This window comes from Microbacterium sp. SA39, assembly GCF_000967865.1.
Taxonomy (GTDB): Bacteria; Actinomycetota; Actinomycetes; order Actinomycetales; family Microbacteriaceae; genus Microbacterium.
Genome location: NZ_JXRU01000036.1, coordinates 156,553 through 180,142, shown reverse-complemented (window position 1 = coordinate 180,142; position 23,590 = coordinate 156,553). Strand labels below are relative to the sequence as shown.

Annotated in this window: 16 protein-coding genes and 1 tRNA gene; 8 read left to right on the top strand and 9 right to left on the bottom strand. The window is 69.9% G+C overall.

Annotated features, from left to right (window positions below; all coding sequences use genetic code 11):
* Positions 1-16: 16 nt before the first annotated feature.
* Positions 17-1,219 (top strand): aminotransferase class I/II-fold pyridoxal phosphate-dependent enzyme, encoded by a 1,203-nt coding sequence (locus tag RS85_RS13180; protein ID WP_046013913.1) that lies wholly within the window; start codon positions 17-19, stop codon positions 1,217-1,219.
* 22 nt (positions 1,220-1,241) lie between these two features.
* Here RS85_RS13180 and RS85_RS13175 read toward each other — a convergent pair whose 3' ends face one another.
* On the bottom strand, positions 1,242-2,051 hold the full coding sequence (locus tag RS85_RS13175; protein ID WP_046013912.1) for a carbon-nitrogen hydrolase family protein: 810 nt from the start codon (positions 2,049-2,051) through the stop codon (positions 1,242-1,244).
* 78 nt (positions 2,052-2,129) lie between these two features.
* Between RS85_RS13175 and RS85_RS13170 the strand changes: the two genes are divergently transcribed.
* Positions 2,130-2,203, top strand: a tRNA-Met gene (locus RS85_RS13170).
* A gap of 89 nt (positions 2,204-2,292) precedes the next feature.
* Here the strand turns inward: RS85_RS13170 and RS85_RS13165 are convergent.
* The 3 genes from RS85_RS13165 to RS85_RS13155 all read right to left on the bottom strand — a co-directional run bounded on the left by RS85_RS13165 (position 2,293) and on the right by RS85_RS13155 (position 8,057).
* The gene (locus RS85_RS13165) at positions 2,293-3,789 is read right to left on the bottom strand and encodes a purine-cytosine permease family protein (RefSeq protein ID WP_052703557.1); all 1,497 of its coding nucleotides are present in this window, start codon (positions 3,787-3,789) and stop codon (positions 2,293-2,295) included.
* A gap of 157 nt (positions 3,790-3,946) precedes the next feature.
* Complete coding sequence (locus RS85_RS13160) at positions 3,947-6,886, bottom strand: UPF0182 family membrane protein (RefSeq protein WP_235282436.1); 2,940 nt, start codon at positions 6,884-6,886, stop codon at positions 3,947-3,949.
* 88 nt (positions 6,887-6,974) lie between these two features.
* Positions 6,975-8,057 carry a PDZ domain-containing protein gene (locus RS85_RS13155; protein ID WP_046013911.1) on the bottom strand — a complete coding sequence of 361 codons (1,083 nt, stop codon included), beginning with the start codon at positions 8,055-8,057 and terminating at the stop codon, positions 6,975-6,977.
* 126 nt (positions 8,058-8,183) lie between these two features.
* On the opposite strand from RS85_RS13155, the gene RS85_RS13150 reads away from it, so the two are divergent.
* Positions 8,184-9,593, top strand: coding sequence for a zinc-dependent metalloprotease (locus RS85_RS13150; RefSeq protein WP_046013910.1), 1,410 nt, complete (start codon positions 8,184-8,186; stop codon positions 9,591-9,593).
* Positions 9,594-10,408: 815 nt separating this feature from the next.
* Here the strand turns inward: RS85_RS13150 and RS85_RS13140 are convergent.
* Both RS85_RS13140 and nudC read right to left on the bottom strand, forming a co-directional pair.
* The gene (locus tag RS85_RS13140; protein WP_046013908.1) at positions 10,409-12,130 is read right to left on the bottom strand and encodes an ATP-dependent helicase; all 1,722 of its coding nucleotides are present in this window, start codon (positions 12,128-12,130) and stop codon (positions 10,409-10,411) included.
* The gene (nudC, locus tag RS85_RS13135; protein WP_046013907.1) at positions 12,127-13,008 is read right to left on the bottom strand and encodes an NAD(+) diphosphatase; all 882 of its coding nucleotides are present in this window, start codon (positions 13,006-13,008) and stop codon (positions 12,127-12,129) included. Before nudC ends, RS85_RS13140 begins: the two co-directional genes overlap by 4 nt.
* Before the next feature lie 64 nt (positions 13,009-13,072).
* Between nudC and RS85_RS13130 the strand changes: the two genes are divergently transcribed.
* Positions 13,073-14,434 carry a phosphotransferase gene (locus RS85_RS13130; protein ID WP_046013906.1) on the top strand — a complete coding sequence of 454 codons (1,362 nt, stop codon included), beginning with the start codon at positions 13,073-13,075 and terminating at the stop codon, positions 14,432-14,434.
* Here RS85_RS13130 and RS85_RS13125 read toward each other — a convergent pair.
* Positions 14,380-17,892: an ATP-dependent DNA helicase gene (locus tag RS85_RS13125; RefSeq protein WP_046013905.1), complete on the bottom strand. Its 3,513-nt coding sequence runs from the start codon at positions 17,890-17,892 to the stop codon at positions 14,380-14,382. The genes RS85_RS13130 and RS85_RS13125 overlap by 55 nt on opposite strands.
* Positions 17,889-21,098 (bottom strand): ATP-dependent helicase, encoded by a 3,210-nt coding sequence (locus tag RS85_RS13120; protein WP_052703555.1) that lies wholly within the window; start codon positions 21,096-21,098, stop codon positions 17,889-17,891. The genes RS85_RS13125 and RS85_RS13120 overlap by 4 nt, the downstream gene beginning before the upstream one ends.
* Before the next feature lie 148 nt (positions 21,099-21,246).
* Between RS85_RS13120 and RS85_RS13115 the strand changes: the two genes are divergently transcribed.
* Genes RS85_RS13115 through RS85_RS19055 form a run of 4 tightly spaced genes read left to right on the top strand, consistent with a single transcriptional unit; the run spans position 21,247 to position 22,717 of the window.
* Positions 21,247-21,471: a DUF3107 domain-containing protein gene (locus RS85_RS13115; protein WP_046013903.1), complete on the top strand. Its 225-nt coding sequence runs from the start codon at positions 21,247-21,249 to the stop codon at positions 21,469-21,471.
* Positions 21,472-21,478: 7 nt separating this feature from the next.
* Positions 21,479-21,766 carry a hypothetical protein gene (locus RS85_RS13110; protein ID WP_046013902.1) on the top strand — a complete coding sequence of 96 codons (288 nt, stop codon included), beginning with the start codon at positions 21,479-21,481 and terminating at the stop codon, positions 21,764-21,766.
* Positions 21,767-21,785: 19 nt separating this feature from the next.
* A complete protein-coding gene (locus RS85_RS13105) occupies positions 21,786-22,295 on the top strand; it encodes a hypothetical protein (RefSeq protein ID WP_235282434.1) in 510 nt (169 codons plus the stop codon).
* Complete coding sequence (locus tag RS85_RS19055) at positions 22,292-22,717, top strand: NUDIX domain-containing protein (RefSeq protein WP_152642420.1); 426 nt, start codon at positions 22,292-22,294, stop codon at positions 22,715-22,717. Before RS85_RS13105 ends, RS85_RS19055 begins: the two co-directional genes overlap by 4 nt.
* Here RS85_RS19055 and RS85_RS13095 read toward each other — a convergent pair.
* Positions 22,714-23,427 carry a ferritin-like fold-containing protein gene (locus RS85_RS13095; protein ID WP_046013900.1) on the bottom strand — a complete coding sequence of 238 codons (714 nt, stop codon included), beginning with the start codon at positions 23,425-23,427 and terminating at the stop codon, positions 22,714-22,716. The two genes, RS85_RS19055 and RS85_RS13095, sit on opposite strands and share 4 nt — an antisense overlap.
* Between the last annotated feature and the right edge of the window lie 163 nt (positions 23,428-23,590).

Genomic DNA, 23,590 nt, shown 5'->3' with positions numbered 1-23,590 from the left:
CCTTAGCCTGTTCTTCATGAATGTCATTCCCGGCGCATGGCGGCGCACAGCAGCCGGTGCAGGTCTGCTCGCCGCAGACGGAACCGTCGCACCTACGATCTTCGCAGAGATGTCGGCGGCGGCGGCCCGAACCGGGGCGATCAACCTTGGTCAGGGATTCCCCGACGAGGACGGCCCGGCGGTCGTGCTCGAGGCGGCGCGCGCCGCGATCGCAGCCGGCGCGAACCAGTATCCCCCCGGTCGCGGCATCCCGGATCTCCTCGCCGCCATCAGTGAGCATCAGCGCCGGTTCTACGGCCTGGAGGTCGACCCCGCGACCGAAATGATCGTCACGGCGGGCGCGACTGAAGCCCTCACCGCAACCCTTCTCGCTCTGATCGACGGCCCCGATGACGAGGTCGTGGTCTTCGAGCCCTACTACGACTCGTACGCGGCGGCGGTCGCGCTGGCGGGCGCACGGCTGCGGACGGTCCCGCTCCGGGCGCCGTCCTTCCAGCCGGACCTCGACGAGTTGGCGGCCGCCGTCAGCGATCGCACCCGCATCATCCTCGTCAACGACCCGCACAACCCGACCGGAGCAGTCTTCGACGCCGAGGTGCTCGCCGAGGTCGTACGCCTGGCGGAGCGGCATGACGCCATCATCGTGACCGACGAGGTGTACGAGCATCTCGCGTTCCAGACGCCGCACACGCCGATCGCGACCCGGCCGGGGGCCGCGGAGCGGACCCTCACGATCTCCTCCGCGGGCAAGACGTTCTCGGCCACCGGGTGGAAGATCGGCTGGGTGCACGGCCCCGCCGAGCTTGTCACGGCCGTCCTCACGGTCAAGCAGTATCTGACCTACGTCAACGGCTCGCCGTTCCAGCCGGCCGTGGCCGTCGGACTGCGCCTCGACGACGCCTACTTCACGGATGCCGCGGCGGCGCTCGCCCAGAAGCATCGGATCCTCGGCGATGGTCTGCGCGCGGCGGGTTTCACGGTGCACGCTCCTCAGGGCGGTTACTTCACCGTCGCCGATGCGACGGCCCTCGGAGGAGCGGATGCCGCGGCCTTCTGCCGTGCCCTGCCCGAGCGCGCCGGTGTCGTCGCGATCCCGTTGACGGCTTTCGTCTCAGCGGCCCACAGGGACGAGTACAGCGGACTGGTCCGCTTCGCCGCCTGCAAGCGCGTCGACGTGCTCGAGGATGCCGCGTCGCGCCTCGCCGCGCTCTCGGCCTGACGGGCACGCACTCCGGCGCGCGTCAGCGCGGTACCACGGCGTACCGCCGCATCCGCAGAGCCGGATTGACGGCACGGACCCGCTCGATCGCCGCCCGCTCGACGGGCGCCACGGCGATCCCCTCCGCCGTGCCGACGCCCGCAAGCACCACGCCCTGCGGATCGACGATCTGCGAGTGCCCGACCCCGATCGGCGTGGGGTGGTCGGCCGCGACGACGTACACGGTGTTCTCGATCGCCCGCGCAGCCAGGAGCGTCGTCCAGTGGTGCTCCTTGAGCGGCCCGCGCACCCACTCCGCCGGGACCACGAGGACGTCAGCCTCCGCGTCGACCAGCGTGCGCGCCAGTTCCGGGAAACGCAGGTCGTAGCAGGTCATCAGACCGAAGCGCAGACCGCCGAGATCGAACGTTGATGGTTCCCCCGGGTCCCCGGGCTCCACCCAGTCGGACTCGGTCTGCCCGAAGGCGTCGTACAGGTGCTGCTTCCGGTACACCGCGAGCACGCCGTCGCCTCGCACCGCCACGACGGTGTTGCGCACCCGCTCGCCGTCGGTGGCCCGCTCGGCAAGGCCGGCGACGATGACGACGGCGTAGTCGGCGGCGAGTGCGGCCAGCGCGGCGACGAACTCCCCCTCGAGGTCTTCGGCGTTCGCCGCGAGGGTGGCGTCCATCGGGTCGACGAAGTAGCTGGAGTATTCCGGGAACACGATCAGCTTCGCGCCGCGCGCTGCCGCATCCGCCGTGAGCGCGGCGATGCGCTCCCGATTGTCGGAACGGGATGCCGCGGGCGCGAACTGGCACACGGCGACGGACACGGCTGCGGACTCGGTCATGACCTCATCCTCTCGTATCGGGGAGGACCCGGCTCGATTGGCCCCCTCTCAGAATCCGTGATAAGTTACTTCTTGTGCCGCGGGGTGGAGCAGTTCGGTAGCTCGCCGGGCTCATAACCCGGAGGTCGCAGGTTCAAATCCTGTCCCCGCAACGAGAATGCGACACAAGAAAGGCCCCTGATCAGGAGAAATCCAGATCGGGGGCCTTTCGCTTGCCCCCTGCAAGCCGCCCGCGGAAGCCTCAGCCGCGGCCGCCGCCGAAGCTCACGGAGCGCACGCCCATGGCCTTCGCCTCGTCGCGGGCGAGCCGACGCTCGGCGTCGAGGTCCAGTCCGCGCGCGAGCAACACGTAGGCGACGGCGGATGCGCCGAGCCCGACGAACAGGGCGACGTCGATGCCGCCGATGGCCGCAGCGATCGGGCCCGTGAACCAGGTCGTGACGACGAACGGGATCATCGCCAGGATGCCGATGACGTATGCCGTGATGCCGCGCCAGCCCCAGGTGCCGTAGATGCCGTGCGGACGGAACATCTCGGCGACCGCGTAGCGTCCGCCGCGCACCACGTAGTAGTCGACGAGGTTCACCGAGGTCCACGGCACGAGCACGTACAGCAGCACGACGAGGAAGCTGCCGAAGGAATCGAGGAACTCGCCGGTCGAGAAGGCCGCGCCCAGCAGACCCCCGACGCCGATGATGCTGCAGGCAACGACGCGTGCGAGCCGCGTCGGACGCACCTGACGGAACGAGTCGGCCACGGTGATGAGCTCGATGCTGGCCGCGTAGATGTTGATCGTGATGACCGTGATCAGCGCCGGGAGCGCCGACCACAGCAGCACCGCGCCGGCGCCGGGCAGGATCGCGTCGGCGGCCGCGGTGATGGCCTCGACGGGATCGGCATCCGCGAAGAGCGAAGCGACGAAGGCTCCGAGGATCATCAGCCACCCTGCTCCCACGATGACACCCGCCGAGGTGTAGAAGAGCGCCTTGCGGGGGCTCGTCTGCGGCGGCAGATAGCGCGAGTAGTCGGAGACGTACGGCGCCCAGCCCAGCGCGTAGGCGGCGGCAGCCGCGAACTGCACGAGGAAGGCCGGCCAGTTCATCTCTCCGAGTGAGAAATCCGCTGCGGTGAGCGGCAGTGCGAACAGAGCCACGACCGTGAAGACGCCGAACGTCGCGAGGAACAGCCAGGTGAGCCACTTCTGCACGCGGTGGATCCAGTGGTACCCGACGATGGCGAGGGTCAGTGCGAGGGCCGTGATCAGCACATACCATCCGGCGCCTGCGTCGAGGCCGGTCGTCGCCGTCAGGACCTGGCCGGCGAGCAGCTGGTTGAAGATGTTGAACCCGACGATGCTGGCGACCACCACGAGGCAGACGATCGCCACGCCGCGGTAGCCGAACTGCGCCCGGGACTGGATCATCTGCGGCAGCCCCAGCTGCGGACCCTGAGCGGAATGGAACGCGGTGAACACGGTTCCGACGCACACTCCGAGCACGATCGCCAGCACGGACGCGAGGAAGTTCGCGCCCATCGCGACGCCGACCATTCCGGTCGCGAGGGTGGTGAGGTTCGCATTCGACATGAACCAGAGCGAGAAGAGGCTCGACGGCTTTCCGGTGCGCTCGGTGAGCGGCACCCAGTCGATGGACTTCACCTCGATGCCCGTCGTCGACGGCAGCGCGACCTCGGTCTGCACGGGCCCTGGCGCGGCGAGGTCGTTCTGCGGCTCGTTCATGGTGCTCCCATCGGGTCGGGCAAGACGCCACCGATGCCACAGTAGATCGGCGGCTGCTCTCGCCCCATCCCTTGAATCCGACGGCAACCACAGGGTCAGCCGATACGCGAATCGGGCGCCCCCGCAGGGACGCCCGATTCGCTTCAGCCTCGAGGAATCACTCCCCCGCTGCGGCGTCCAGCTCGAGGAGCGTGTTGACCGCCGCCGTGAGGCGCTTGTCCGCCTCGGCGAAGGCCTCGAGGTCTCCGGCCTTCAGCGCGGCGTCGCGATCGAGCAGCGCCTGCTGCGCTGCCGCGAGCGCCTCAGCCTCGTCGCCCGTCGGCGTGCTCGGCTCTTCGGGTTCGGTCGGCGTCTCGCCCTCGACCGGCTCTTCCGTGCCTGGCTCTTCCGCCCCAGGGTCGGTCGGCTCGACCTGGTCGTCACCGCCGGTCGCTCCGGAGTCGCCGCCGAACAGCGTGTCGAGCGCCTCGGTGAGCGTGTCCTCGAAGGCGACGCGGTCACCGAAGGCGACCAGCACCTTCTGCAGTCGCGGCAGCTGTGTTCCCTCGGAGGACTGCACGTAAACGGGCTGCACGTAGAGCAGACCGCCACCGACCGGGAGGGTGAGCAGGTTGCCGTAGATGACCTCGGATTCACCCTGTTGCAGCAGGTTCAGCTGCGGCACGACGGCGGTGTCCGAGTTGTAGGTGTTCTGCACTTGACCCGGTCCTGGCACAGTGGTGTCCGTGTCGATCTCCAGCATCCGCAGCTGACCGTAGCCCTCGCCCTTCACACCGGCCTCGGAACCGGCATCCGAGTCCACCGCGAGGTAGCCCATCAGCACGTCTCGGCTGCCGCCCGCGCCCTGCGACACGGGGATGAAGGTCGAGAACATCGAGAAGCGCGGAGAGTCCTGACCGGGCATCTGCATCGTCAGGTAGTACGGCGGCTGCAGCATGGCGTCGGAGCGGGGGTCGTTCGGCGTCTGCCAGCGGTTGTCCTGCTGGGCGAACGAGCCGGCCGTGTCGACGTGGTAGATCCCGAGCACGTCGCGCTGCACCTTGAACAGGTCGGTCGGGTAGCGCACGTGACTCATCAGCTCGCCGGACATCTCGCTGATCGGCTTCACCGTCGACGGGTACACCTTCTGCCACGTCTCGAGGATCGGGTCCTCGTCGTCCCAGGCGTAGAGCGTCACGGAGCCGTCGTAGGCGTCGACCGTGGCCTTGACCGAGTTGCGGATGTAGTTGATGTCGTCGATCGCGAGGGTCGGCGACGGCACGTTGGAATCGGCGATGGCGTCAGACAGGCTCACACCGGTCGAGTAGGGATACGTCGAGCTCGTGGTGTAGCCGTCGACGATCCAGACGATCCGTCCGTCCACCACGCTCGGGTACGGGTCGCTGTCGAGTTCGAGGTAGGGCGCCACCTTCTGCACACGCGTCTTCGGGTCGCGGTCGTAGAGGATCTGCGACTCCTCGTTCACCAGGTTCGAGAAGAGGATCTGCTCCGACTGGAACTTGAGCGCGTAGAGCAGCTTCGTGAACGTGCTGCCGACGCTCGGTCCGCCCTCACCCTCGAAGGTGGTCTTGGTCTCGCTGGCGCCGTCCTTGCCCCGCGGGTAGTCGATCTCCGCGGGATCCGCGCCCTCGGGCGCTCCGACGATCGAGTACTCCGGGGAGTTCTCGCCGAAGTACACTCGCGGCTCGAAGTTCTCCCGGTCGGTGAGGAAACCCGAGGACGGGATGCCGCGCTCGAGGAACACCGGTTCACCGTCGCTCGTGCGCTGGTTGCCCGCCGCAGCGACGAGGCCATAGCCGTGCGTGTACACCGCGACGCGGTTGTTCCAGTTGTCGCCGTCGCCGAGACCCGACATGTCGAGATCTCGTACCGACACGACCGTGTCCTGCATCACGCCGTCGATCTCGTAGCGGTCGACGTCCATGTTCGTCTGGAACTGGTAGTAGCCACGGTACTGCTCGAGCTGGCGGACCGTGGGCGGGATGACTTTCGGGTCCATGATGCGGATCGACGCAGTGGTCTCGGCGTCTTCGCGCAGCTGGCCGGCGGCGGCATCCGTCTCGGCCTCGAAAGCCGTGGTCTCGAGGTCGGCGACTCCGTAGGCCTCTTTCGTACCGTCGATGTTCCGCTGGTAGTACTCGGCCTGGTAGGCGTTCTGGTTCGGCTTCACCTGGAAGGTCGTGACGACCCACGGGTAGCCGACTCCGACGACGAGCGACGCGACGATCAGCAGCGCGGTCGCCGCGAGCGGGAAGCGCCAGCGGCCGATGACGGCGGTGACGAAGAAGAGCACGGCGACGACAGCGGCGATGATCGCGAGGATCGCGAGGCCGGGAATCGTGGCGTTGACACCGGTGTAGGCGGCACCCGTGATGCGATCGTCCGGCGTGGTCAGCGTCTTGTAACGGTCGAGCCAGAGGCTGGCCGCCTGCACGAGCAGGTAGAGACCGGCGATCACCGCGAGCTGGATGCGGGCGGGCTTGGAGATGCGCAGCTCGCCCTGCCCGATGCGCACCGAGCCGTAGAGGTAGGACACGAGCGCCGTGACCAGCAGCGAAAGCACCAGAACCGCGGAGACGAAGGCCAGCAAGATCGAGTAGAACGGCATCGCGAACATGTAGAAGCCGGTGTCGATGCCGAACTGCGGGTCGACGTCGGACGTCGCCACGCCATTGGCCCACAGCCAGACGGTCTTCCACTGTCCGGCCGCGGCGAAGCCGGCGAACAGACCGAAGAAGAGCGGCATGCCCCACATCGCGAGGCGACGGAGAGGCTCGATGACCTCCTGATACCGGTCCAGCTGCGAGCTGAGCCGTACGTAGACGGGACGCAGACGGTACGCCAGCTGGATCACGAGGAACAGGGGGGCGGCCATGCCGAGGAAGCCCACCACGAACATCACGGCCGTGGCGAACCACTGCGTGGTGAGGACGCCGGTGAAGCCCACCTGATCGAACCAGAGGAACTCCGTGTAGAGCGAGGCGAACACGAAGAACGCCGCGATCAGTGCGGCGATGATCACCAGGGAGATGCCGAGGATGCGTCGGGAGGTTCGAGGCGTGGCCGGATTCGGAGCAGTGGCTGAGTTCGAGGTCACCGTTCCATCCTAGGCGGGCCTTACTATGGTGCGGCTGTCATCCCGGTCACGGCGAGATCACGGCGCACCCGCTGCCGTGCCGCCGGGGTCACGACGTGGCGGGCTCGCAGGTCGGGAGCGCATCGACGTCTCCGTCGGCGGCGATCACCTCGAGCGCGTCGAGGGACTCCTCGAGCGTCGCGGTGCGGATCACCTGAAGGCCGTCGGGCACGTGCCCCACGACCTCGTCGCAGTTGGATGCCGGTGCGAGGAAGAACGCTGCCCCTGCATCTCGCGCGCCGTAGAGCTTCTGTCGGATGCCGCCGATCGGCCCGACAGTGCCTTCCGCGTCGATCGTGCCGGTGCCGGCGATGTTCTGCCCGCCGTTGAGCTCGCCCTCGGTGAGCGTGTCGATGATCCCCAGCGCGAACATCATCCCCGCGCTGGGTCCGCCCACGTTGTCGAGCTGGAGAGTGACATCGACCTCGAAGTCGTAGTCGGTCCGCAGGGTGATGCCGATGAGCCACGTCGTCACGTCGTTCTCGGTGCGCTTCTCGGGCGCGACCTCGACGGTCTGCTCCTCGCCGTCGCGGAGCACGGTCAGTTCGACCGCGTCTCCTCCGGCCTCCTGGATCGCCTCGCGCAGCTGCGTCGCCGAGGTCACGGGGGTGCCATCGATCGCCGTGATCACGTCCTCCGCCTCGAGCAGACCGTCCGCCGGTGCGTCTGCGACGGCCTCCTGCACGACCACCTGCGCGCCCGTGTCGTACCCGAGTTCGTTCAACGCCGCCGCCGTCGCCTCATGCTGGGAGTCGACCATCAGCGTGGCGTTGCGCTCGTCGCGCTGCTCGGTCGTGACGCCCTCGGGGAAGACCGAGTCGAGCGGCACGACGGCGCGGGAAGAGTCCATCCAGGCCAGGGCGAGCTCGAACCAGCTCGGGGTGCGCTCGCGATTCCCGATCACCTGCACGGTCGTGAGGTCGAGGGTCCCGCCCGTCTCGAACGTCTCCGCGCCCTCGACGCTGATCAGCGGAACCGGCTCGCCGTCGGTGCCGGTCGCCGTGCCGAGGGTGTCGTAGACCGGTCCGGGGCGCTGGATCACGTACGGCGTCGGGAGGAACGTCAGGACCACGAGGGCGATGAGCGCGACGATCAGCGCCCAGACTCCGAGTCCGGGCTTTCCAGCGCGCATTCGGTCCACAGCATCCTCCGTCGTTCGCGAGCGGCGTACAGCGATCTGCTCGCTTCGCGGACGCGTGCAGAAACCTGTGACTAGCGTAGATGCCACGGCTACAGGCGTGCTGAGAGGGCGAACGACATGGCAGACAACGACCCGACACCCGAGGACTTCCAGGAGTTCCTCCGACGGATGCTCTCGAACCAGGGCGGAGGGGACATCGATCCCGAGGCTCTTCGGGAAGCGATGCAGGGAATGGAGGGGTTCCAGTTCGACCCCGCCATGATGCAGACGATCATGTCGCAGCTGCAGGGCGCCTTCGGCGGCGACCCCTGGGAGAACGCGCGGCAGCAGGCGCTGCACATCGCCAATCGCGACGGCCAGGGGGTCACCGACGGCTCGCGCAGCTCCCTGGTGGACTCGTTCACCCTCGCGAACCTGTGGCTCGGCGAGGTGACCACCATCTCCGAACTCAGCGAGGCCCCCACCGCGATGACCCGCGGCGAATGGGTGGAGAAGACCCTGCCGGTGTGGAAGGAGATCGCCGACCCCGTCTCGACCAGCATCGCCGACGCCCTGACCTCGGCCCTCGACACCCAGGTGCCCGAGGAGATGCGCAGAGTCGTCCAGGGCGCCGGCAAGCTGATGCGCGGCCTCGGCGGCTCCGTCTTCGCCGCGCAGTTCGGTCAGGTGCTCGGCAATCTGTCGCTCGAGGTGGTCTCGGGCGGCGACGTCGGCATCCCCGTGCTTCCGGCGGGCACCGCAGCCGTGATCCCGCAGAACCTGACCGCCTTCGGCGAGGGCCTCGAGATCCCCGAGGATCAGATCGCCCTCTACCTGGCGACCCGCGAGCTCGCCTACGCCCGTCTCTACCGGCACGCGAAGTGGCTGCACCTGCACGTGATGGCGCAGATCACCGACTTCGCCCGCGGGGTGACGGTCGACGTGGATGCGCTGGAAGACGTCGCCAGCCGCCTCGATCCTTCCGACCCCGAGGAACTGCGTGCGGCGATCGAGGGCGGAGCACTGCTCCCCGTGCAGAGCGACGCGCAGCGCGAGGCGCTGGAGCGGCTCGAGAACCTCATCGCGACGATCGACGGCTGGGTCGATGTGGTCACCGCGCAGGCGACCGCACGGCTTCCCGACGGCGCCCGTCTCGCGGAGGCGGCTCGCCGCCGCCGCGCCGTCGGCGGTCCCGCAGAAGACGCGCTCGGCGCACTCGTCGGCCTGAAGTTGCGTCCGCGGCGCATGCGCGAGGCCTCGGCGATGTGGCAGGCGGTGACGGATGCCGTCGGCATCTCGGCCCGCGATGCCCTCTGGGACTACCCCGACCTCATGCCGACCGCCGAGGACATCGACGACCCGAGCGCGCTGGTCGCCCGCCTGCAGGCCGCAGAGCGCGGCGAGCAGCCGGTGGCGGACGAGTTCGACGAGGCGCTCGCGCGGCTTCTCGACGGAGACGACTTCTCGGAAGAGAAGACGGCCGAAGGCGGAGAAACGCCCGAGGATTCCGACGGCGACGCCACTCCGGAGGGCGAACGGCCGGTCTGAAGTCCCCACGGCCGGGGGCGATGAGCACCGCTCCTCCCCCGGGCCGGGTCACCCCGAAGTTCTCCACCGAAGCGTATTCTCGTCGCCACGGCATCGCGGCCTTCTCCAGAATCGGGGAATGCCCCTGACTCCACCGACACTCACCCGCCTCGATCCTGGCGCACCACTGCTCTGGAGAGACGGCGAGACGTTGCAGCTCGGGATCGAGGGGGAACTCCGCATTGCTGCGGCGGTCCCCTGGGTGGAGCTTCTGCTGAGCCGCCTGCGCACCGGCTTCCGCCGAACCTCGTTCGACGTCATCGCGCACGGAGTCGGCGCGCCGCGCGAGGAGGCGCGGACGTTGCTGGCCCGCATCGAGCACCTGCTGGTGGACGATCCCGTCGCCGCACGCCCCGCGTGGGTCGAGACCATCGGCGTCACCGACGGTCGCAGCGCCCACCGCGCGCGAGAGGTCCTCGAGGACGAGGGCGTCGCGCTGGTCGACAGGACGATGCGCGGAGCAACCGGCGTGATCCTCGTGCAGGGCGCAGCCGCCGCGATGCAGTTCGCGCGCTACCTGCGCGACGACATCCCGCACCTGCCGATCGCTTTCGAACCGGGGCGCGTGTCGGTGGGGCCGCTCGTCATCCCCGGTCGCACGCCCTGCCTGTCATGCCGAGACGCGGCCGATACCGACCGCGACCCGGCGTGGCCGCTGCTGCACGCGCAGCTGATCGGCCAGGGCGCCGGCCCCCTGCGGGCCGGACGGATCGCGGAGGGCGCTGTGGCGGCCTCGAGACTTCTCGTCGCCGGCGACGGCGGCACGGTGGCGCAGATCAGCGAGGACGGCTCGCGCGCGTCGCGTGCGGTGTCGTTTCACGAAGGATGCCGGTGCCGCGAGCAGTCGTCCCCATCTCCGCGAGGAACCGCGACGGAGCCCGCTCTCCTCGCCCTGCCGACCGCGCCCACGAGATCTCCAAGGTACGCGCGGCGCGCGTGACGCCGACATAGGCGAGTCGTCGCTCCTCGTCGATCGCCTCGAAGCTCGACGCGTACGAGATCGGCAGCGAGCCCTCGGCCCAGCCCGCGAGGTACACGTGCGGCCACTCCAGTCCCTTCGCGGCGTGGAGGGTCGAGAGCGTCACGGTGCGCATCGTCGGCTCATGCTGGTCCTTCGCGCGGGCCATCATCGCGTCGCTGAAGGTGCGCAGGCTGGCCTCGGGCCCCGCCTCTTCGGCGAGCCGCAGGATCGCGCGTCGCGCCTCCCACCCGTCGCGCTGTGCGCCCCCGGCCTCCGGCGGTTCCTCGGTGAGGCCGAGTTCCCTGAGCACGCGCTGCACGTTCGGCAGGAATCCCTGTTCCGTCGGTGCGACGGCGGCAGCACGCAGCGCGAGGATCGCCTGACGCACCTCGGGCATCGCGAAGAAGCGTGTGCCGCCGAGGACCGAGGTGGGAATACCCTCCGCGGCGAGCGCCTGCTGCAGCACCCCGGACTGGGCGTGCGCGCGGTACAGCACGGCGATCTCGGCCGGAGACGCCCCGGCCGAAATCCGGGCCGAGATCGATGCGGCGATACCCGCCGCCTCTTCGCTCTCGGAGTCGTAGGCGGTGACGGTGGGGGCGTCCGCGGTGAACTGCTCGCGAGCGGGCTTGAGCTCCAGCGCGCCGGGACGACCGTGCATGAGAGCGTTCGCCGCCGTGAGGATGGGCGCCTGCGAGCGGTAGTTGGTCTCGAGCCTCACGACGGTGGCGTCGGGGTGGCGGCGCTCGAACTCGAGGAGGAACCGCTGCTCGGCCCCGGCGAATGAGTAGATCGTCTGGCTGGCATCGCCGACCACGCAGATGTCCTGGCGATCGCCGAGCCACAGCTCGAGCAGACGGTTCTGCAGCGGAGAGACGTCCTGGAACTCGTCGACCGTGAAGTGCCGGTACTGCTCGTGGACGGATGCCGCCACCCGAGGCTCGGCTTCGAGCATGCCGGCGCAGGCGAGGAGCACGTCCTCGAAGTCGAGCTGCCGGCGCTCATCCTTGAGAGCCTCGTAGCGGCTCATGAGCTCGACGAGCTGCACGGAGTCGATACCGGTGACCGGGCGGCCGAGCGCGGCGTGCTGCTCGATCGACAGCATCGAGACCTTCCGCCATTCGATCTCCGAGGCGATGTCGCGAAGGGCGGCGGTGCTCGGGCGCAGCCGCATCGCGTCGGCCGCCTGTCCCAGCATCCGCACCTTGTTGTCGATGATCGACGGAGCAGGCGACCCGGCCAGCGTCGGCCAGAAGAAGTTCAGCTGAGCGAGCGCGGTGGCGTGGAACGTGCGGGCGGCGACCCCTTCGACGCCGAGTGCGCGCAACCGGCCCCGGAGTTCGCCCGCGGCCTTCGCGGTGAAGGTCACCGCCATCACGCGAGAGGGCGAATAGGCGCCGGTGTCGACGCCGTGCGCGATGCGGTGCGTGATCACTCGGGTCTTGCCCGTCCCCGCGCCGGCGAGCACGGCGACTGGGCCTCGCAGGACGGATGCCGCAGCCTTCTGCCGCTCGTCGAGCGCATCGAGTGCGCTCACGCGCGCTCCTCGTACCAGTCGAGGATCAGAGCGCGGGCGATGGATGCCGGGCCCGGCAGGCCGACAGGACCCTCTCCGGCCAATGCCGAGCCGATCTCTGCGCGGGTGAACCAGCGCACGTCGATGATCTCCTCGCCGTCCGCGAGGGCGGCCGATTCCTCATCGACGACCGCACGGAAGCCGATCATCAGGGAACGGGGGAACGGCCACGCCTGCGAGGACATGTAGCTCAGCTGCGACAGCCGCACCCCGGACTCCTCCTCGATCTCGCGGTGGACCGTCGCCTCGAGCGACTCTCCCGCCTCGGTGAAGCCGGCGAAGCAGGAATACATCCGTCCGCCCCAGTTGGCGTTGGCCCCCAGCAGCAGCCGCTCGCCGTCGCGGCTCTCGACGGCGACGATGACGGCGGGGTCGGTGCGCGGGAAGTGGTCGCGCCCGCAGACGAGGCAGCGCCGGGACCATCCGGCTTGGCGTAACTCGGTGCCTCCGCCGCACGTCGGGCAGAACGGGGCATCGCGCAGCCACCCCGCGACCGCGATGGCCTCGACGAGCAGTTCGGACTCGACGCTGTCGATGCGACCGCCGAGATCGCGCAAGCCCAGCCAGATCTCGTCCGGAGCCGTGTCGAGGGCATCGTTCTCCGGCGGCGCGGCGGCGAGCAGGAGCACCGCGCCGTCCTGATCCCGCCCCAGGAGAGCCCAGGTCGCATCGTCGATGCCTTCGGCGTGAACCCGCAGGAGGGTTGATTCGATGACTCTGACTCGGCGGTCGCGCACCACGATCACCCGGGTGTCGGGGTCGCTCCGCAGACGTTCGAGCACACCGATCTCCTCACGCAGATCGGCGGCGCGGTCGAGGGCGGGGGGCTGAAAGGTCATCGACTCCCTCTCTCACGGGCGTGGCGGAGGCGGGACCGCCCCGGCGTCGACCTACCCTGGGGGGATGGGACGCTCTCCTTTCACTCTAGCCGCGGCGGTGACGGCCGCACTGCCCGGCGCGGAGGTCACGGGTGCCCGCGCTCTCAGCGCTGACGGCGACGGCCGATTCGACTCCGCCGTGGCGTCGCTCGTCGACGGCCGTGAGCTCGCGATCCGTGTCGCCGACGACGAGGAGACCGCGCGCGAGCTTGCCGCGGAGGCCCTCGCGCTGCGCGCACTGACCGACGGCGCCCGCGCGATGCTGCCGTTCCGCGCCCCCGAGTACATCGGCGAAACCGCGGTCGGCAAGGGTCGAGCACTGGTGACAGAACTCCTCCCCGGTTTCCAGATCGAGGCGGCGATGGTGCCGGCCGGGCGTGGCGCCGCCGTATCCATGGGCGCGGCGATCGCCGCCGTCCACGGCATGCCGACGTCCGTCGTGCGCAGCGCGGGACTGGTGATGCGTTCCGCCGAGGAGAGCCGCGACGAGATCGATCGGCTCGTCGACTCCGCCGCGGCGACCGGACGAGTGCCCGCACGCCTCACGGTGCGCTGGCGCGACGCCGTCGCCGACGACGAGCTGTGGCGATTCGAGTCCACCGTCATCCTGGGCGGGGTGCAGTCGACGTCGTTCCTGTTCGCGGACGACCCCGAGCGCGGCCCCGAGGTCACCGGCCTCATCGGCTGGCACGGGCTCTCCGTCGGAGACCCCGCCGTCGACCTCTCCTGGCTCTCGGCAGCCCCGGATGCCGCCGAAGATGTCCACGCGTCCTACGCCAAGGCGGTGGATCGCGCGCCCGATGCCGGACTCGAGATCCGCGCACGGCTGCTCGCGGAGCTGGAGTTCGCGCGCTGGTTGGTGCACGGCGACTCGATGCGACGGCCGGACATCGTCGACGACGCCGCGGCACTGCTCGAGTCTCTCGCCGAGGGTCTGCGGTCGGACGATCTGAGCATCATCGCCGCGCGCAGCGAGGGGGTCGACTCAGCCCTCGACGCCCTCGGCCGGGTGCCATCCGCCACGGTGGCCGACGTCGACACCTCGATGCAGACCGACGCGTACAATCCGAACCAACTGTGGTCGGACGAGCAGTCCGAGTCCGAGGACACCGAAGAGCCGCTCGTGACCGAGAAGGCAGCGGAGGGTGACCGCCGCGCCGAGATGCTGAGTGTGGAGACCGAGGACCTGACCGGAGTGGCGAACCTGTTCGCCGGCACGAATGGAGCCGCCGGAGTGCGGGAGGACTCGCATCCGCTCAACCCCCGCCCGGGTTCGTCCGCATCGTCGACCGATTCCGCGCCGAGCAACGCCGAAGATGATTCCGAGGAGGCTCAGCGTGCCGCGCGCGCGGCACTCCAGCGGTGGAAGAGCTCCTCCTCCGAGTAGACGCGGTCACCGCGGATGACGAGGTCGTCGGCGACGTAGTACAGGGCTACATCGATCTCTTCCAGCGGCACGTCGAAGCGTCGATGGTAGGCGAGCCGGTACAGGGCGAGCTGGAGCATCCGCTCCTCGCGCTCCGCTGCCGTGCGCGGCGCCTTGCCCGTCTTCCAGTCGACGATCTCCACGCGGCCACCGCGATCGGCTCGGCGGTACACCGCGTCGAGCTTGCAGATGACGATGTGCGAATCCTCACGCGCCGCGACGTCGGCGAGTCCTGCGCCGAGAGCGAAGTCGATCTCGATCTCGACCGCGATCGGCTTCAGATCGCCCCACTCGCTGCGCTCGAACGTCTGCTGCAACGCGGCGAGGTCGGCGGCGTCCGCTGACGACGCCGCCCCCTCGACCCCGTCGTCCGGCCCGAACGCGGGGTCCGGCGAGACCTCGTCCTCGTCGAGCTCCCACAGGGCCTCGTCGAGGCGGCTTCCCACCCCGACGAGCTCGGAGCGCTGCTCGACCCACGCGTGGAAGAGCGTGCCCAGTCGGGTCTGCCGGTACGGGCGCTCCGGCATCGGCCGCACGATCGACGCCAGTGTCCCACTGAAGTCGGTGACGTAGTCCTTGAACCGCGACGCCGGCACGCGGGTCGGAGCGACGGCATCCGCTCCGCGTTGACGCGCGGCGCGTTCGGCGAGCAGGCGTTCGAGTTCGAGTGACGGCTGGGCATCCCGCGCCTGCACGGCAGCGTCGACGGCGGCCGCTGCGGCGGTCACGACACCCCGGCGGGCGCCAAGGGGATCGATCGGCCAGCTGAGCGTGGACCCCGGGCCCTCGTACGGGTTCTCGTCCGGATCGACCGGATCGATCGGCTCGAGACCCTGCGCCTCGAGAGCCTCGATCAGGTAAGGGCTCGGCGTGCGAGGCGCCTTCTGGCCCGCCCAGTGCGCACCGCTCAGCAGCAGGTCGGTGCGCGCTCGGGTCACGGCCACGTAAGCGAGACGGCGTTCCTCCTGCTGCTGATAGGCACGGTAGGCGTCTTTGAAGCGCTTGAGTGCCCCGCCCTGCGGGTTCGCCTTCGTGGCTCCGCCCGACAGTGAGGCCTGAGCGAGCTTCTGCCGCTTCTCCGGGTCGCTCTCCTCCCCCATCGCCGCCACCGGATCCCAGTCGAAACGCGGGAGCGCGTCGCGGTCGCCGCGCAGCGCGAACGGCACCACCCCGAATCCGAACCAGCCGGACGTGTCGGACACGCGGCTCGGCAGCTCGTCGACCACGAGGCGGACGACGGCGACGGCGTCCCACTCCAGGCCCTTCGAACCGTGGATCGTGAGCAGCTGGACGACTCCCGGCTCCGGAGGCTCCGGGCGCGGCATCAGCTCATCGGTGCTCTCGGCCTTGTCCAGCCACGCGAGCAGGCTGCCGATCGTGCCGCGGTCATCGGCGGCGAGGAAGGCGCGCACCTCGTCGGCGAACGCTCGCAGCTGGGTCGCCGCGATCCGCGCCGGGCCCCTGGTCTCGTTCGAGGCCAGCTCGATGTCGAGACGCAACTCCAGCTCGATGAGGCGGATCAGCTCGGGGATCGGCTGGGACGAGGCCCGACGCAGTCGCTCGAGCATCTCGCCGGCGGCGCGGATGCGGGCTCGGCCGTCCGGCGTGATCCCCTCGAGCATCCGGTAGTCGTCGCGCACGCCACGCACCACGTCGACGGCGTCGATGATCGACACGGCCTCGTCGGCTCCGCGCGAGGACCGCAGCCGCGCCCGCACCTCCTCCGGAAGCGGCGCCATGTCGGTGTCGCGCTCGGAGAGCGTGCGACCGAGGTCGTACAGCGCGCCCATGTCGGCGACGCCGACGCCGAACCGTGGGCCGGTGAGCAGGCGGATCAGGGCGGATCCGGCAGTCGGATCGTGGACGACCCGCAGCGTGGAGACCACGTCCACCACCTCGGGCGTCGTGAGCAGTCCGCCGAGGCCGAGAATGCGATGCGGGATGCCGCGCGCCGCGAGCGCGCCGGCGAAGGTCTGCATGTGCCTCTTCGACCGGAACAGGATCGCGCCTGTATGCGGGCTCTGCCCCTGTGCGCGACCGCGACCCCGGGCCTCGTGAGCGGCACGGCGCTCCTCGAACCATTCGGCGACCGCGGCGGCCTCGTCGTCGACCGTGAACGGGAATCGCACGCTCACCTCCCCCTCGCCGGCCCCGGGGCGCGGTTCGAGGGGCGGCACATCGAGTCCTGGCCGCTGCAGCGGGGTGAGCACCTGGTTCGCGATGTCGAGGATGCTGCGGTCGTTGCGCCAGCTCGTCATCAGGCTGTACGTCTCTGCGGCGACGTCGGCGGAGAAAGTCTTCGAGAACGCGTAGAGGTTGTCGGCGCTCGCTCCGCGCCACCCGTAGATGGACTGGTGCGGATCGCCGACGGCCATGACGGCGGAATCGCGGAACAGCTCCGCGAGGAAGCGCGTCTGGATCACGGACGTGTCCTGGTACTCGTCGAGCAGCACGACGCGGTGCTGCTCGCGGAGCTCGGCACGCACGTCGGGAGCGGACTCGACGATGTCGTACGCGCCGCCGACCTGATCGGCGAAGTCGAGCACCCCGCGCCTCTCTTTCTCGGAGATGTAGTCGCGCACGAGGGCGGTCAGCGTCGGCAGGCTCAAAAGGTTCGAAGCCGCCTTCTCGACGTCGGCATTCGAGCGGTAGGGCGCGAATGCGAGGGCCTGCTCGTGAGCGATTCGCTCGGCGAGCGCGAGATCGACACGATGGTCCATCGCGTCGCCGGCCAGCCGCTGCACCGCATCGATCACGGTACCGAGGGCGAAGTCGATGTTCTCGAGCTCGGGCAGGTCGCTCCGGAGCACGACCTCGCGCGCCAGCATCCACGACGCCGCCTGACTGAGCATGGCGACGTCGGGATCACGACCGATCCGGGCGGCGTGTTCGCGGACGATGCCGTCCGCGAAGGCGTTGTAGGTCGACACCCGCGGACGGATCATCAGATCTTCCGCGGCGCGCGGTGTCGCCGGATCCCATCCCGTTCCGAAGCTGCCGGCCAACTCGTCGAGAACGTGCATGCGCACGAGTTCGCGCTGGCGCCCGGGGGCTGCCTCCTCCACGCGTCGGAGCGCAGCGCCGCGGACGATCTCCGGGATGTGCGGCAGCAGGCCGCGCCGACCGTACTCGTCGATCACGGCCAGACGCGTCCCGATGCGCTCGGCGAGCTCGCCGGCGGCCTTCCGCGTGAAGGTGAGCCCCAGGATCTCGTCCCGGCGCACATGCCCGTTGGCCACCAACCAGACGACGCGTCCGGACATCGTCTCGGTCTTGCCGCTGCCGGCACCTGCCACGACCAGCGCCGGCAGCGGGGGCGCCTCGATCACCCGCTGCTGAGCCTCGGTCGGGGGCGGCTGCCCGAGGGCCGTGGCGATGTCGACCGCCGACAGGCCCGCGCCGGTCGTCCAGGTCGTCACGAACTCACCGCCGGAACGGTGTGGATGCGGCACGGATGCACGCGGCGCTGCGTGTCGGCGCAGTGCGACTCCACCTGAGCCGTGAAGCTCGAGGCCGACATCCCACGCGCGGCGCCGGCGACCCGGCGGAGGAACGCCGAACGTGATTCGTCGTCGAGCGTGTGCTGGTGAGCGATGCGATAGTCGCTCTTGGCGAGGGTCTTCGACACGATGACCAGCCGGGCACCCGCGAGCGACTCCGGCGGGGCGCCCTCGATCAGCCCCTGCTGCACGGCGACCTGGTAGGCGGCGAGCTGCGCATGCTCGAGCACACCGGAATCCGATTCCGGGTCGGTCTTGCCCGTCTTCAGGTCGACGACCACGGTCGGTCCGGCGGCATCGCCCGCCATTGTCTGCCACCCGCGCCCCCGAGCGTGGGCGTGCTCACCCGCCCCCGGCGGATACGCCTCGATCCGGTCGATGTAGCCGTGGATGATCGCCTGATTCCCGCGATCCTCCGCCACCGGATGCACCGTGGGGCCGGCGTCGTCATCGCCGAGCTCCACGGCGAAGCGGAACTCGACCTCGCTGCCGATGACCTCGCCGCGCTCACGGCGCACGTCGCCGAGGTAGGAGTGCAGACGGTCGACGAGCAGGTCGGCGCGCCGACGTTCCTTGCGTCCGATCCACTCCGTCTCGAAGTCGAGCTCGGGCCAGTGCTCGCCGACGATCGCACGCATCGCCTCGAGATCGCCGTCGGGCACGCGTTCCATCGCCTCGTGCACGATCGTGCCGATGCCCGCGGTCGGCGGCATCACGGTATCGCCGCCGAGCGCCGAGACGACCCAGTTCAGGCCGCATTCCTCGTAAGACTCCATCTTCGACGGCGACACCCGCGCCCCGGCGACCACGAGGTCGCGCAGCGGCGCATCGGTCGACGGCGGGACCACGCCGTACCATTCCGCAGACGCGGCACCCGGAACACCCTCGCGAGCAAGCACGGCGAGCTGGCCTGCCGCTTCGCGCCGCAGCGGTTCCGACGCCACCGACGTCAGGGTGCGACGGTGACGCGCGACCATGCCGCGCAGGGTCAGCGGATGCTCGGCCGAGATGTGGCGCTCCGGCGGTTCCGGTGCGGGGAGGAACGAGAAGAAAGCACTGGGTGTCATGTCATCGTCGTCGACGGCGGTGACGAGGAGCCGGTCGCGTGCGCGGGAGATGGCGCGCACGAACAGGCGGAGTTCGTCATGCAGAGCCGCACGGCGGCGATCGACGACGCCCGGGGGTTCGATGCTGACTCCGGTGCGCATCGCCTCGAGCTCGTCGGCGAGGCGCCAGGTCTGCAGCAGCCCGCCGCGGAGGCGCACGTTCGGCCAGACACCGTCCTGCACGCCCGCCACCACGACGGCGTCGAACTCGGTCCCGAGGGCGGTCGCCGGTGTCAACAGCGTGACCTTGCCCGGCCGGTCGGGTGTCGAGAGCGAATCCTCCGGCACCTCGCTGTCGAGGATGTCGCGGACGAACGTCTCGGGCTTCTCCTCGGGTGTGCGCTCGACGAACCTCTTGGCCGCATCGAAGAGCGCGACCAGCGCATCGAGCGAGCGGGCCGTCTCGGCGCCGGTGGGCAGCAACGAGATCTCGCGCCACGCGACCTGCAGGCGTCGACCGTCGACGGCGCGGGCCTGATCCCACACGCGCCAGAGCAGATCGTGAATGGTCTCCCCCTCTGCCGCGGCGCGGGAGAGAGCCGCGATCGTCTCGGCGAAGCGGGTCGCGGTGCGCGACTCGGCCGCGTCGATCAAGGTCAGGTGCGCAGGGTTCGCCATGGCCTGCCGCAGCAGTTCGCGCGCAGGTGTCGATCCGCCCTGCTCGAGCTCGATGTGCCGCAGGCGCGCGCGAAGGCGACGCAGCCCGATCGCGTCCATGCCGCCGAACGGGGTCCGCAGCGCCTCCTCGAGTGCCTGCGGCGTCCGCTCCTCGACAGGGGTCAGCGCGAGTCGCACGATGCCGACGATGTCGCGCACGATCCCTTCACTCCCCAGCGGACGTTGCACACCCGCCGCCCGCGTCGGGATCTCCCGCGCCGCGAGCTCGGTCTCCAGCGTCGTCACCTGGCGGGTGTCGTGAGCGATCACCGCCATCCGGTCCCAGCGGACGCCTTCGCTGAGGTGCCAGTCGCGCATGACGCCGGCGATGCGGTCGAGCTCCTCATGGGGCGAGGGCGCGATGAAGGTGCTCACCGCGGCACCGATATCTTCGGTCACCGGCACGGGGGCGCGTCGGTGCTCGACCCGCCCGGAGACGCCGATGGCCTGCGTCACCGTGCGCGTGAGAGCGGTGAGCGCCGGCTTCTGGCGATGCGGTCCGTCGAGCACGTGCACGCGCCCCAGTGCGCCGGCGAGCTGAGCGAAGAGCTCGGGGCTCGCCCCGCGGAAGGCGCCGGAGGAGATGTCGGGGTCACCGAACGCGAGGACGGCGATTCCCCTGCTGCGCAGCGCCCGCACCACCGCGATGCCTCCGCGCGTCAGCTCTTGGGCATCGTCGATCAGCACCACGCGGAGCGGCGCGAGCGGGCCGAGAGCTGCAGCCTCAGCCGTCTGCAGGATCGCGCTCGCCTCGCTGAGCAGATCGGCGGCGTCGCGATGAGCCGAGCGAAGCGCGTCGAGCACCGAGCGATACTCCATGAGGAAGTCGGCCGTCGCCGCCCAGACCTCGTTACCCGACGCCCGGAGCTCGTCGGGGCGTACCCCTGTCTCCGTGCACTCCGCCAGGAAGGCCCGCAGCTCGGAGCGGAACCCTTTCGACGCCCGCACGGACGGACTGAGGACATCCGGCCACGGAATCCGCGAGTCCTCGGCATCGCCCGCCAGCAGTTCCGCGATGATGCGGTCCTGGTCCGCACCGGTGAGCAGCGCCGGGGGCTCGGCGCCGTCTCGCACCATCGCTCCGCGCACCAGCTGGAACGCGAAGGAGCCGAGCGAACGAGCGAGCGGACCAGGAGTCGCCTGGTCGATGCGCACCCCGATCCGGTCGCGCAGGGCCGTCGCCGCCTGGCGGCTGGGCGTGAGGATGAGCAACTCCTCGGGACGCATGCCCGCGTCGTCGAGCAGGTGTACGACGCGGTCGACGAGGGTGCGCGTCTTGCCCGTTCCCGGCGCGCCGATGATGACCCCGGAGGCGGACGCCGCGTCGCCGATGACGGCTCGCTGCGCAGCATCCGGTGTCATGTCCTCCACGGTATCGGGGCTCGCCGACATCGTCGCGGCGCCCTGCCAGCGCGAGGTGTGCGCTCACGGCGAAACCGGCTCCGAGGGCCGATCCGGGCCGGTGCGCGCGGGGTAGAGTTGGCGTGTCCGACGAACTTCAAGGAGCACCGTGGAAATCCGCATCGGCATCATCAACACCGGCCGTGAACTGAGCTTCGACACCGGCGCGAGCGCGGACGAGGTCCGCACGCAGGTCTCCGCCGCCCTCGAGCAGAGCTCGACGCACCTGAACTTCTCCGACGTCAAGGGCAACTCGTACCTCGTCCCGACCGCGAACCTCGCCTACATCGAGCTGGGCACCGAGGAATCCCGCCGCGTCGGCTTCGTCGCCTGACCCGACGATGTACATCCTCCTCGCGCTCGTCGGTGCGTGCGCGCTCGGCATCCTCGGGCACTACCTGATCGGCGGCCGCGAGCTGCGCGGTGTCGTGGTGACCCCGGCCATCGCCACCGCGGTGTCGGCGATCGCCTACACCGGCCTGCAGTGGCTGGGCCTGGGCGAGGACAGCATCTGGCTCTGGCTCGCGAGCGTGCTCGGCGCGGCGGCGATCGCGGTCGTCGCGACGCTCGCCCTGGTCGCCGCGCGTCGTCGATCGGATGCCGAGGCCAAGGCCGCGCTCGGCATCTGATCCCCAGGAGCGAGCTGACGTGAGCGAGCGGCGCACACTGCTCTGGATCCGGATCTGCATCGCGATCATGATCGTGGGGCTGTTCGTCAGCGGCGTGACCGCTTTCCCGCTGCGCGTCGAGCTCGAGATCGGCTCCGACATCCTGCACTCGAGCCCCGTCGTGGACTGGTTCCCCGACGCCGTGGCCTGGGTGGACCGCGTGCGGGATGCGCTCGTGGATGTCGACGGACGCTACCCGTTCATCTCCTACGGCACGGACTGGCTCGCATACGCGCATCTCGTGATCGCTGTGGTCTTCATAGGGCCGGTCGTTGATCCGGTGCGCAACATCTGGGTCATCCAGTTCGGTGTGATCGCCTGCGCGGGTATCGTCCCGCTCGCCCTCATCGCCGGTGGCATCCGCGGAATCCCGGTGGGCTGGCAGCTGATCGACATCTCGTTCGGCGTGATCGGCGTGATCCCGCTCGCGTTCGCTTGGCGACTCACCCTCAGGCTCGAGCGGATGCGTGCGTTGGAAAGGAAGTCGTGAGCCCGAAGGAACGCGCCGTCTGCGTGTGCTTCGACGGTGCCCACGTCCTGCTGATGCGGCGACTCAAGGGCGGCCGGCGGTACGCCGTGCTTCCGGGTGGTGGCATCGAGCCCGGGGAAACCCTCGACCAGGCGGCAGTGCGTGAACTGGCTGAGGAGACCGGGCTCGTCGCGACCATGACCGGCCACCTCGCCACTGTCGACCACGACGATCGGCGGGCGCACTACCTGCTGATGGCTGCGTCACCCGGAGAGCCGACGCTGGGAGGGCCGGAAGCCCTCGCGGAGAGCGAGGACAACCGGTATTTGCCCGGATGGGTCCCGGTAGCCGAACTCGCAGACGAGCCGCTCGTTCCCGAGGAAGCGCGAGAGATAGTGCTGCGAGCCTTCGCGGAGAGCCTCGAGCGGATGCGCCCGGCCTAGGAGGCCAGGCTCATCGCGTCCATGCGACGCGCGTGCGCGCCCATGAGCTCGGTGTACACCGGCTCGATCCGCTCGTCGTCCTCAGCCAGGCGCTCGGGACGCAGCGCGGAGCGGCAGACCAGTATCGTGTCGCCGACGAGGCGGCGTGCCCACATCGACAGCAGCGAGCGCCACTCCTCGTCGCTCTCGATCGTCTCCTGGATGATCGCGACGATCTCGTGCCTGGCGTCGTCCTCGCGGAGGATCTCGACGACGCGGCGCCCGGTGTCGCCGTAGCTGGAGGCGAGCGCGAGGTAGAAGTCGTCGAGCATGCCGGCGGTGATGTAGACCGCGAGCAGGGTCTCCCGCGGACGCGCGCCGATGGTCTTGCGACGGAACGCATCGAGGTTCTCCCGGAACGGGAGCATCAGCTGGGTGGGGTCGTCCCCCCGCTCGGCGATGAGATCGACGATCGCGCGATGCTTGGTGAGCGCGGCGCCCGCCGCACGGGAGAGGGCTTCCTTCTCGGTGAGCTCCGGCGTCGCGCGGATCAGACGCGTGAGGGTCTCGAAGTAGCCCAGCTGCAGGTACGCGGCCTGCCCGAGGAAGCGGTTCAGCTCGGGGGCGAGTTCGGCGAAGTCGACGCGCGTCGCATCCCCCTGGTCGCCTCGGCTGCGAAGCGCGAGCACGCGGCGAGGTGCCGCATCGCGCTGCCAGAACCACTTAACCACGGGGCCTCCCCGTCACGTTCGCCACGTCGTTCACAATACTCGGGCGGAGCCGGTCTTCCGGGCCCGGACCGGCCCTCGGGTAGGCTGGGCGTGTCCCGCCGTCGGAGCGGGCCCCCGCGCCTGTGGCACATGAGACGGCGTGGATCCGTTTACGTGGCGACCC

Excerpts from the sequence above, each read along its gene's own strand:
- RS85_RS13180 (WP_046013913.1), top strand. The coding sequence starts at position 17 with ATGAATGTCATTCCCGGCGCATGGCGGCGCACAGCAGCCGGTGCAGGT.
- RS85_RS13175 (WP_046013912.1), bottom strand. The coding sequence starts at position 2,051 with ATGACCGAGTCCGCAGCCGTGTCCGTCGCCGTGTGCCAGTTCGCGCCC.
- RS85_RS13165 (WP_052703557.1), bottom strand. The coding sequence starts at position 3,789 with ATGAACGAGCCGCAGAACGACCTCGCCGCGCCAGGGCCCGTGCAGACC.
- RS85_RS13155 (WP_046013911.1), bottom strand. The coding sequence starts at position 8,057 with ATGCGCGCTGGAAAGCCCGGACTCGGAGTCTGGGCGCTGATCGTCGCG.
- RS85_RS13150 (WP_046013910.1), top strand. The coding sequence starts at position 8,184 with ATGGCAGACAACGACCCGACACCCGAGGACTTCCAGGAGTTCCTCCGA.
- nudC (WP_046013907.1), bottom strand. The coding sequence starts at position 13,008 with ATGACCTTTCAGCCCCCCGCCCTCGACCGCGCCGCCGATCTGCGTGAG.
- RS85_RS13130 (WP_046013906.1), top strand. The coding sequence starts at position 13,073 with ATGGGACGCTCTCCTTTCACTCTAGCCGCGGCGGTGACGGCCGCACTG.
- RS85_RS13120 (WP_052703555.1), bottom strand. The coding sequence starts at position 21,098 with ATGACACCGGATGCTGCGCAGCGAGCCGTCATCGGCGACGCGGCGTCC.
- RS85_RS13110 (WP_046013902.1), top strand. The coding sequence starts at position 21,479 with ATGTACATCCTCCTCGCGCTCGTCGGTGCGTGCGCGCTCGGCATCCTC.